The following is an 8868-nucleotide window of genomic DNA, read 5'->3' as shown; positions in this document are numbered from 1 at the left end:
CACCAGATCTGGTGCCCGGCCCGCTTCGTCGTACCCGGGAGGTCCTCGGTGGAACCGCGTTCTACTTCACCACGCCGGCGTCGGCCGCCAGGGTGCCGGTGCTGACCAGGACGATGATCAGAATGCCCAGCGCCACCCGGTACACCACGAACGGCATGAAGCTGTTGTTCGAGATGTACTTCAGGAACCACGCGATCGCCGCGTAGCCGACCGCGAAGGCGATCAGGGTGGCCAGGATGGTCGGCCCCCAGGTCGGTGAGGGGCCCTCGCCGATCTTGGTCAGCTCCAGCAGGCCGGAGGCCAGCACGGCCGGGATGGCGAGCAGGAACGAGTACCGGGCGGCCGCCTCGCGGCTGTAGCCGAGCAGCAGCCCGGCGCTGATGGTGCCGCCGGAGCGGGAGACGCCGGGGATCAGCGCGAGTGCCTGCGCCATGCCGTAGGCGGCGGCGTGCGGCAGGGTCAGGTCGGTGATCGGCTTGGCGTGCCGGACGGCCCGGGTCCGGTCGGCCACCGCCAGGATCAGACCGAAGACGATCAGCGTGGTGCCGATGATCCGCAGGTCGCGGAGGTTGGTCTCGATGGTGTCCTGGAACAGCTTGCCGAGGATGCCGATCGGCAGCGTGCCGATGATCACGAACCAGCCCATCCGGGCGTCCTGGTGCGAGCGCAGCGCCGGGCGGAACAGCGAGAGCGTCCAGGTCTTCACGATCGAGGCGATGTCCCGGCGGAAGTAGATCAGCACGGCGGACTCGGTGCCGAGCTGGGTCACGGCGGTGAACGCCGCACCCGGGTCGTCCCAGCCCAGCAGGGCCGAGAAGACCCGCAGGTGGGCACTGGAGGAGATCGGCAGGAACTCGGTGAGCCCCTGGATCAGGCCGAGGACGGCTCCGTGGAACCAGTCGATCACCGGACACCCGCCCGGGGTATCCGTCGCTCGATGAGCATCAGCGGTCCTTGTAGGTCGGTGCGGGAGCATGCCGTCGGCATGCACGGGGCACATGCCGATGGCATGCGAACCGCCGGGTCCGCCCGGCGCTCGGGCTGCGCGGGCCCGGCGCGCGCCTGATGCTACGCGGTGAAGGTGACAGCCTCGCTTCCGCCCCCGTTCCGGCCTGCCCGGTCCGGCGGCGGCCCGGCTCCGTTCAGCGCGGGACGGGGCGGGCCCGGACCCAGGTCCGGTCCTCGGTCAGGTGGGCGTCCACGGCCAGCCCCGACTCGGCCAGGGCCCGCTCGAACGCGGCGGTGTCGAGCGGGCGGGACAGGAAGGTCTGGGTCCAGCGCGCGTCTGGGAACTCGTACTCGACGTGCACCGAGTTCACGCCGTCCCCGACCGGGGTGACCGACGCCACCCGCACCAGCCCGTCCCGGCCCAGCGGACGCTCGCGCGGCACGTCGCGCATCCAGTCCTCGCCCTCGCGCTGCAGCAGCACCAGGCCGTCGTCCGCGACGTGCCGCCGGCAGGTGTCCAGTAGCCCGCGCCGGACGGCCGGGTCGCCGGCGTGCACCAGGAAGGAGGCGAGCAGGACGACGTCGAACCGCTCGCCGAGGTCCAGCCGCTCGATCGGGCTGCGCACCGTCCGGGCGCCCCGGACCCGGGCCAGCATCTCGGCGGACTCGTCCACGGCCGTCACCGTGAAGCCGAGGTCGAGCAGGGGGTGGGTCATCCGGCCCACCCCGCAGCCCAGCTCCAGGATGCGGGCTCCGGCGGGCACCGCCTTCCTGATCACCTCGGGCTCGCCGTTCAGCGGCAGCCGCTCGTACATCTCCACCGCGCACCCGTCCGGGGTGATCGGGCCCGGTCCGGTTCCCTCGTACCCGTTGCGTCGTTCATCGGCCATGCGTCCCATCGGAGCACGGGCGGGCCGGAGGGGGAAGAGGGCGAGGCGGTGCCCGAACTGCTTGCTCCATACCCCTGGGGGGTATATGTTCGATGACGACGAACCGAGGGGCACGGCACGGAGCAAGCGGAGGACGACATGGCGCATCCCGTAGGGCACGAGCACGGACACCTGCACCAGCACGCCGAGCACGACCATGGCCACGAGGCGCACGCCGACCACGCCGGTCACGGCGGCCACGGTGGTCACGGCGACGGTGGGGCGAGCTGGCGGACCGCCGCCCAGGCGACCCTGCACTGCCTCACCGGCTGCGCCATCGGCGAGATCCTGGGCATGGTCCTCGGCACCGCCTTCGGCCTGCACAACGGTGCGACCGTGGTGCTCTCGGTGCTGCTGGCCTTCGTCTTCGGCTACGCCCTGACCATGCGCGGCGTGCTGAAGGCCGGGCTGGACGTCCGCGCCGCCGTCAAGGTCGCGCTGGCCGCCGACACCGTGTCGATCCTGGTCATGGAGCTGATCGACAACACCGTGATGGTCACCGTGCCGGGGGCGATGGACGCGGGCCTCGGCGACGCGCTGTTCTGGGTCGCGCTGGCGGGCTCGCTCGCCCTCGCGTTCACCCTGACCGTGCCGGTCAACAAGTGGATGATCGGCCGGGGTCGCGGCCACGCGGTCGTCCACGCCCACCACCAGCACTGACCACGAGCGGGTTCGCCCCCGCCTCCCGGGCTCGGCCGGGAGGCGGGGGCCGCGGTGTCCCGGGTCAGGCCCGGTCGAGGGCGGCCAGGGTCTCGCGCAGCCAGGCCAGCTCGGCCTCCGTGGTGGCGCGGGCGATCAGCAGCATCCCGCGCCGGAACGGGTCGCCGAACTCCTCGGCGCCCACCGGGCGGGCGCCGTCGTAGAAGAAGCTGGCCGGCTCGCTGAGGAAGGCGAGCCGGCGGCGCAGCACGGCGGCCTGTGCCCGCGGGTCGTCGTCGAGGTGGCGCAGGAAGGCCAGCACGGTGAACCAGCGGTTCTCGTCGCTGATGTCCAGGTCCTCCGGGGTGCGGAGCCGGTCGAGCAGCGCGGTCCGGCCGGCCTCGGTGAGGTGGAGGGTGTGCCGGGGCGCCGCCGCCGTACCCGGCTCGGTCGTACGGACCAGCAGGTCGTCGGCCTCCAGGCGTTTGATCGCCGGGTAGAGCGTGCCGTCGCTGATCGGCCGGACGTGTCCGGTGAGCGCGGCGAGGTGGCGGCGCAGCTCATAGCCGTGCAGTGGCCGGTCGCGGAGGAACCCGAGGATCGCGAGCTTCAGCATGGGGTCACTCTCTCAGACCGGCTGCGTTGACTCGCTGTCGCTATACCTCGACGTCGAGGTATGGTCCTTCCGTCGCGCGGGGATCCGCTGCGCCCCGCCGGCCGGGCGTCCGGCCCCGCGTCAGCCCTGCTCTGCCCTGCTTCAGCCCTGCCCCGAGAAGGAGTACGTCCATGCGCCAGGCCATCGTCACCCCGAGCGAGGACCGGATCCGCTGGGTGGAGGTGCTCGGTGCCGAGCCGGCCCGGGTCTATCTGCACGGCCTCGGGGCCAGCTCGCCCGTCTACTTCGCCGGTGCGGCGGCCCACCCGCTACTGGCCGGGCGCCGCTCGCTCCTGCTGGACCTGCTGGGCTTCGGCATCAGCGACCGGCCCACCGACTTCCCGTACACGCTGGAGGCCCACGCCGACGCGGTGGCGGCGGCGCTCGACGAGGCCGGGCTGGCGGAGGTCGAGCTGGTCGGGCACAGCATGGGCGGCGCGGTGGCGATCGTCCTCGCCCACCGGCACCCCCGGCTGGTCGCGAACCTCCTCCTGGTCGACGCCAACCTCGATCCGGTCACGCCGGTCCGCCGCCCGGGCAGCAGTGGGATCGCGACCTTCGGCGAGGAGGAGTTCCTGGCCGGCGGCCGGGAGGAGGTGCGGAGGTGGGTCGGGCCGCTCTGGTGGTCCACCATGCGGCTGGCCGGTCCCGAGGCCCTCCACCGCAGCGCCGTCCACACCGCCCGGGGCACCGTGCCGACCATGCGCGAGATCCTGCTGGACCTGGAGATCCCCAGGACGTTCCTCCACCCGCAGGCCGACGGCGAGCTGCCGGGGGCGGAGCGGCTGCGGGCGTCGGGGGTCGAGGTGGTGGCGGTCCCGGACTGCGGCCACACCATCATGTTCGACAACCTGGACGGGTTCGCCGCGATCGCCGCCACCGCGCTGGCCCGGCGAGCCTGAGACCGCTCCGCCCTGTCCTGCCCCTTCGCCGGGTGACCGCGCGCCCTGGCCGGCGATCGATCCGAAACCGCTCGCCGGACACCCGGGCTTCGAACTACCGCCGGCCCTCCGCGACCGCCGGGCCGGCCTCGCCGCCACCGCCGACCTCCGGCGTCCTGCACCGCCGGCTCGACGCGATGACCGATGCCCGTGCGAGCGCCCGGACCCTCGCCCGTGTCATCCAGGACGCGCTCCGGGAGGTCAAGGAGGCTGTTCCTGACTCTCACTCAAAGCACTGTCCCCGACGCCTCGTTGACCAGGCGGCCCCGAGGTGAAGGGCGCTGCCCGGGGTCAGTAGGATCCACCCGTCCCAGGGGAGGAGACGGGTGTGGGTGCCGACTGGTGCGAGCGGTGCGAGATGTCGTGGTGCGATTGCCCGGCCGACGGGTCGGTGCCGCGGCTCGACCGCGCGATGGCGGTGCTGGGTGCCACCTGGGCGGGCTGGCCGACCGGGGCGACGGCCATCGTCTCGCCCACCGGCTACGCCCATCTGCCGGGGTGCTTCCATCTCACGGAGAGCGTCCTCGCCGCGCCCCGGTACGGCTGGGTGACCGAGCCGGTGTCCGGCCACCACGTCACCCGTGCGCAGCCCCTGCGGGCCACCGCGGGCAACCGCGACCGGATCGCCACCAAGTCCTGCCCGACCTGCTTCGAGTGAGACGCCCGGGGGTGGGCGCCGGGCCCCGTCGACGGCCCCGCGCTCACCCCCGCAGCAGGACGAACCGCAGGGGCGTCCCCGGGCGGGCCTGGGCGGCCGCGGCGAGGTCCGCGGGCGGCACGACGCCCACGACGGGGTAGCCGCCGGTGGTGGGGTGGTCGGCCAGGAAGACCACCGGCCGTCCGTCCGGCGGGATCTGGACGGCGCCCAGCACCATGCCCTCGCTGGGCAGTTCACCGCTGACGGCCCGGCCGACCGGCGGGCCGTCGGTGCGCAGCGCGATCCGGTTGCTCGCCGCCGCCACCCGGTACCGGTCGCGGGCCAGCCGGGCGACCGCGTCCGGTGCGAACCAGTCGGCACGCGGCCCCGGCCGCAGCCGCAGCACCAGCTCGGCCGGGGGAGCGGGCAGGGGCACCAGGTCGGGCGCGGGCCGGTGGGGCGGGGGAGGCCCGACCGGCAGCACGTCGCCGACGGCCAGCGGAGCGGGGCCCAGCCCCGAGAGCAGGTCGGCCGAGCGGCTGCCGAGCACCGGGGGCACCGCGATCCCGCCCGCCACCGCGAGGTAGCCCCGTACGCCGTGGGTGGCGGCGCCGACCTCCACCAGGGCGCCGTCGGGGACGACGACGGGCGCGCCCCAGGCGGCGGGCCGCCCGTCCACCAGGACGGCGGCGGGCGCGCCGGTGACGGCGACGACGGCCGGCCCGTGCGCGCGCAGGGCGACCCCGCCGAGGGTGGTCTCCAGCGCGGCCGCGCCGGGCCCGTTGCCGACCAGGCGGTTGGCGGCGCGCAGCGCGGGCTCGTCGAGCGCGCCGGCCCGGGGCACGCCGAGGTGGGCGACGCCGCGCCGTCCGAGGTCCTGCACGGTGGTCAGCGGGCCGGGCCGGACGACCGCCAGCGACCGGTCGACCGAGGGCCCGCCGGGCGCCGTCACCCGGCACCGCCGCGCACCGCGGTGAAGCGGACCCGCACGCCCGGGGCCAGCAGGGCGGCCGGCTCCCGGGAGGTGTCCCAGAGCGGCAGGCCGGTGCGGCCGAGGAGCTGCCAGCCGCCGGGGGAGGAGCGCGGATAGACACCGGTGTAGGGGCCGGCCAGGGCGACCGAGCCGGCCGGGACGGAGCTGCGGGGGGAGGCCCGGCGCGGCGTCCCGTACTGCCGGGGCAGGCCGGTGAGGTAGCCGAAGCCGGGGGCGAAGCCGCAGAAGGCGACCACGTACTCGGGCGCGGTGTGGATCCGGACGGCGGCCTCGGGGGAGACCTCCCAGAGCGCCGCGACCTCGGCCAGGTCGGCGCCGTCGTAGACGGTGGGCACCTCCAGCAGGGGGCCGGGGGCGGCGCCGGCCGCCGCGGGGCGGGCGGTGCGCAGCAGGGCGGTGAGCGCCCGGACGTCGGCCACGCCGTCGAGCAGGACGGTCCGCGCGGCCGGGACGATCTCCTCCACCGGGGTCAGCTCACCCGCCGCCTGCCGTTCGCGCAGCCAGCCGTACAGCGCGCCGACCTCGGCCGTCCCGGCGACCTCGACCAGCAGCGCCCGCTCGCCGACCGCCCGGACCAGGGGTGCGTCGCCCACCGGGGCGCCCGGGGGCCCGCCGGCGGGTGCGCCGCCCGCCCGGCCCGCCGTCCCGCCGCCGGTCGTCACGCGAAGGGCTCCACCCGCACGCCCGCCGAGGCGAGCGCGCCGCGGATCCGCCAGGCCAGCTGGGCGGCCCCGGGAGTGTCACCGTGCACGCACAGCGAGCGCGCCTCGACGCCGATCGGCTCGCCCCCGACGGCCTCGACCACGCCGTCCCGGGCCATCGCGACCGCGCGCGTGATGACCGTCTCGGGGTCGTGGATGACGGCGTCCGGTTCGCTGCGCGGCACCAGGGTTCCCGCCCAGGTGTAGGCGCGGTCGGCGAACGCCTCGGCGACCACCGGGAGCCCGACGCCCTCGGCGACCGCCAGCAGCCGTGAGCCGGGCAGGCCGAGCACCGGGAGCGGGCCGTCGCAGACCGCCCCGGCCCGCAGCACGCCCGCGACCACCGCCTCGGCCTGTTCGGCGTCGGTCACCACCCGGTTGTAGAGGGCGCCGTGCGGTTTGACGTAGGAGACCCGGGAGCCCGCCGCGCGGGCGAACACCTGGAGGGCGCCGATCTGGTAGGCGATCTCGTCGGCCAGCTCCTCCGGGGGGACGTCCATCGCCCGGCGGCCGAAGCCCGCCAGGTCCCGGTAGGAGACCTGGGCGCCGATCCGTACGCCGCGCTCGGCGGCCAGCGCGCAGACCCGCCGCATGGTGGACGGATCTCCCGCGTGGAAGCCGCAGGCGACGTTGGCGCTGGTCACCACGGAGAGCAGGGCCTCGTCGTCGGTCAGCGTCCAGCGTCCGAACCCCTCGCCGAGGTCCGCATTGAGATCGATCACCGCATCGGCCACGCCCGTCCGCCTCCCAGCAGCTGTTGAGCCAGATCGTAGGGCCTGCGCGTGACGGCCGTCGCCGCTGCCCGGGTCGCTGCCGGGTGCACGGGTGGGAGCGCCGCCCGGGCGTCCCCCGGACGGCTTAGCCGGCGACGGTGGCGGCGCCGGCGGCCCGGTCCAGCGGCCGGAGCGCGCGCAGCACGACCAGCAGCGGCAGCACGCCGACGATGCCGAACGACATGTCGATGAATCGCCAGTACAGTGGGATGCCTCGGAGCGGTCCGCAGACCAGTGCCAGCGGGATGACGCCCGCGCAGGCGAGGACGGCCCACCGGACGACCCAGATGTTGCGGACCGGGTCCTTGATCGGCCCCCAGAACGGGAGCCGCCCGGGCCGCCCCGCCGCCGCGGAGCCCCCGGCACGCGGAAGGGCCCGGCGCCGCTCCCGGCACCGGGCCCCGCCGTACGGCCCCGTCAGGCCGTGTACGTGTACCGGCCCGCCGCGACCGGCGCACTGGTCCCGCCGGCGGTGGTCACCGTCACGTCCACCATGCCGGTGCCGGCCGGGGCGGTCGCCGAGCAGAGCGTCGGCCCGCACGAGTGGCGGGTGGCCGGCACCCCGCCGAAGAGCACCGTGCCGGCGGCCAGTCCGCTGCCCCGGACGTAGATCCCGGTGCCCCCGGCGGCCGGCCCGGTGCTCGTGGTCAGACCGGTCACCACCGGCGCGGGGGGCGCCGGGGGAGCCGCGCCGGTGTAGTCGAAGGCGTGCGGCGCGGCCGCGGAGCCGCCGGGGGTCACCACCGTCACCGGCGCGCTGCCGGCGCCGCCGGGCGCGGTCACGGTGCAGGTGGTGCCGGTGCAGCCGCCGGTCGCCAGGGCGTCGCCGAACAGGACGAAGCCGTTGTCCAGGCCGGTGCCCGTCAGGGTCACGGCGGTGCCGCCCGTCCCGGGGCCGGTGGTCGTGCCGATGCCCGTCACCGCCGGGGCGGGCGGGGCGGCCGGGGTCTGCGGGCCACTGCCGAGCAGGTGGTCGGAGACGTTGTCGGACGGGTCGGTGTCGTTCCGGTTCGCCGCCGTGACCTTGATCGTCCCGGTCGGCCCGGTGCCGTGGGAGGCCACGTAGACCTTCATGAACTCGCTGCGCCCGGGAGCCCGGGTGCCCGTGAAGAAGGCGTCCAGCCGGCGGCCGTCGGGGGAGACCGTCTCGGTGAAGGAGTAGTCGGGGAGCGAGGTGATCGCCGCGCCGCTGGTGGTCAGACCGGCCGGCAGTTCGACGGTGAGGTGGGTGACCCCGGTGAGGTCGGCGGTGCCGGAGGAGGTCCAGGTCACCGAGAAGTTGGTGCTGTCGACCGGGAAGATCGGGTAGTTGCCGGCCTGGGTCACGCTGACGTTCGGGCCGGTGGCCGCCGTGCGGGCGGCGGTCGCGGCCGGGGTCGCGGCGCCGGCCGCCGCGGTGCCGGCGGTGAGCGTGGCCACGGCCAGGGCGGCGGTCAGGCCGCCTCGTACCAGTCTGATGATCATATGAGGCATGATGGCCGTGGGGACCGGATCGTGCGGGTACTTTCCCGAAAGCCGGTTCCACCGCCCGCGGTGCGACCGCCTGTCCGGGCCGTCCGTAAGGTCCGTTTCGGTCGATGTCGGTGCCTACCTCTAATCTTGTCCACCGTGACCGCCATCGCTGACCCGCCCACCGAGTCCGGGCCCCGGC

At 75.4% G+C, this 8868-nt stretch carries 10 protein-coding genes; 3 read left to right on the top strand and 7 right to left on the bottom strand.

Annotation, left to right across the window (positions count from 1 at the left end; all coding sequences use genetic code 11):
* Positions 1 to 61: 61 nt before the first annotated feature.
* Complete coding sequence (locus tag ACFWA9_RS36500; RefSeq protein WP_380393396.1) at positions 62 to 904, bottom strand: undecaprenyl-diphosphate phosphatase; 843 nt, start codon at positions 902 to 904, stop codon at positions 62 to 64.
* Positions 905 to 1142: 238 nt separating this feature from the next.
* Positions 1143 to 1838, bottom strand: coding sequence for a class I SAM-dependent methyltransferase (locus ACFWA9_RS36495; RefSeq protein WP_380393390.1), 696 nt, complete (start codon positions 1836 to 1838; stop codon positions 1143 to 1145).
* Positions 1839 to 1976: 138 nt separating this feature from the next.
* On the opposite strand from ACFWA9_RS36495, the gene ACFWA9_RS36490 reads away from it, so the two are divergent.
* Positions 1977 to 2537: a DUF4396 domain-containing protein gene (locus ACFWA9_RS36490; protein WP_380393387.1), complete on the top strand. Its 561-nt coding sequence runs from the start codon at positions 1977 to 1979 to the stop codon at positions 2535 to 2537.
* A gap of 64 nt (positions 2538 to 2601) precedes the next feature.
* Here ACFWA9_RS36490 and ACFWA9_RS36485 read toward each other — a convergent pair whose 3' ends face one another.
* Entirely contained in the window at positions 2602 to 3132 is a 531-nt protein-coding gene (locus ACFWA9_RS36485; protein WP_352295061.1) for a PadR family transcriptional regulator, read from the bottom strand.
* A 170-nt stretch (positions 3133 to 3302) separates the two neighbouring features.
* On the opposite strand from ACFWA9_RS36485, the gene ACFWA9_RS36480 reads away from it, so the two are divergent.
* Positions 3303 to 4073, top strand: coding sequence for an alpha/beta fold hydrolase (locus tag ACFWA9_RS36480; protein ID WP_380393383.1), 771 nt, complete (start codon positions 3303 to 3305; stop codon positions 4071 to 4073).
* A 367-nt stretch (positions 4074 to 4440) separates the two neighbouring features.
* Positions 4441 to 4770, top strand: coding sequence for a hypothetical protein (locus ACFWA9_RS36475; RefSeq protein WP_329490846.1), 330 nt, complete (start codon positions 4441 to 4443; stop codon positions 4768 to 4770).
* A gap of 43 nt (positions 4771 to 4813) precedes the next feature.
* On the opposite strand, the gene ACFWA9_RS36470 is transcribed toward ACFWA9_RS36475, so the two are convergent.
* From ACFWA9_RS36470 to ACFWA9_RS36455, 4 genes are all read right to left on the bottom strand, one after another.
* On the bottom strand, positions 4814 to 5701 hold the full coding sequence (locus ACFWA9_RS36470) for a biotin-dependent carboxyltransferase family protein (RefSeq protein WP_380393380.1): 888 nt from the start codon (positions 5699 to 5701) through the stop codon (positions 4814 to 4816).
* Positions 5698 to 6336, bottom strand: a complete 639-nt coding sequence (pxpB, locus tag ACFWA9_RS36465) for a 5-oxoprolinase subunit PxpB (RefSeq protein WP_380393393.1) — start codon at positions 6334 to 6336, stop codon at positions 5698 to 5700. Before pxpB ends, ACFWA9_RS36470 begins: the two co-directional genes overlap by 4 nt.
* 65 nt (positions 6337 to 6401) lie before the next feature.
* The gene (locus ACFWA9_RS36460) at positions 6402 to 7178 is read right to left on the bottom strand and encodes a 5-oxoprolinase subunit PxpA (protein ID WP_352295067.1); all 777 of its coding nucleotides are present in this window, start codon (positions 7176 to 7178) and stop codon (positions 6402 to 6404) included.
* 456 nt (positions 7179 to 7634) lie between these two features.
* A complete protein-coding gene (locus tag ACFWA9_RS36455; RefSeq protein ID WP_380393377.1) occupies positions 7635 to 8681 on the bottom strand; it encodes an IPT/TIG domain-containing protein in 1047 nt (348 codons plus the stop codon).
* Positions 8682 to 8868: the final 187 nt, after the last annotated feature.

This window comes from Kitasatospora sp. NPDC059973, assembly GCF_042737525.1.
Taxonomy (GTDB): Bacteria; Actinomycetota; Actinomycetes; order Streptomycetales; family Streptomycetaceae; genus Kitasatospora.
The sequence above is the reverse complement of the archived record's forward strand: the minus strand, read 5'-3'. Positions and strand labels throughout refer to the sequence as shown.

Excerpts from the sequence above, each read along its gene's own strand:
- ACFWA9_RS36495 (WP_380393390.1), bottom strand. The coding sequence starts at position 1,838 with ATGGCCGATGAACGACGCAACGGGTACGAGGGAACCGGACCGGGCCCG.
- ACFWA9_RS36490 (WP_380393387.1), top strand. The coding sequence starts at position 1,977 with ATGGCGCATCCCGTAGGGCACGAGCACGGACACCTGCACCAGCACGCC.
- ACFWA9_RS36485 (WP_352295061.1), bottom strand. The coding sequence starts at position 3,132 with ATGCTGAAGCTCGCGATCCTCGGGTTCCTCCGCGACCGGCCACTGCAC.
- ACFWA9_RS36480 (WP_380393383.1), top strand. The coding sequence starts at position 3,303 with ATGCGCCAGGCCATCGTCACCCCGAGCGAGGACCGGATCCGCTGGGTG.
- ACFWA9_RS36455 (WP_380393377.1), bottom strand. The coding sequence starts at position 8,681 with ATGATCATCAGACTGGTACGAGGCGGCCTGACCGCCGCCCTGGCCGTG.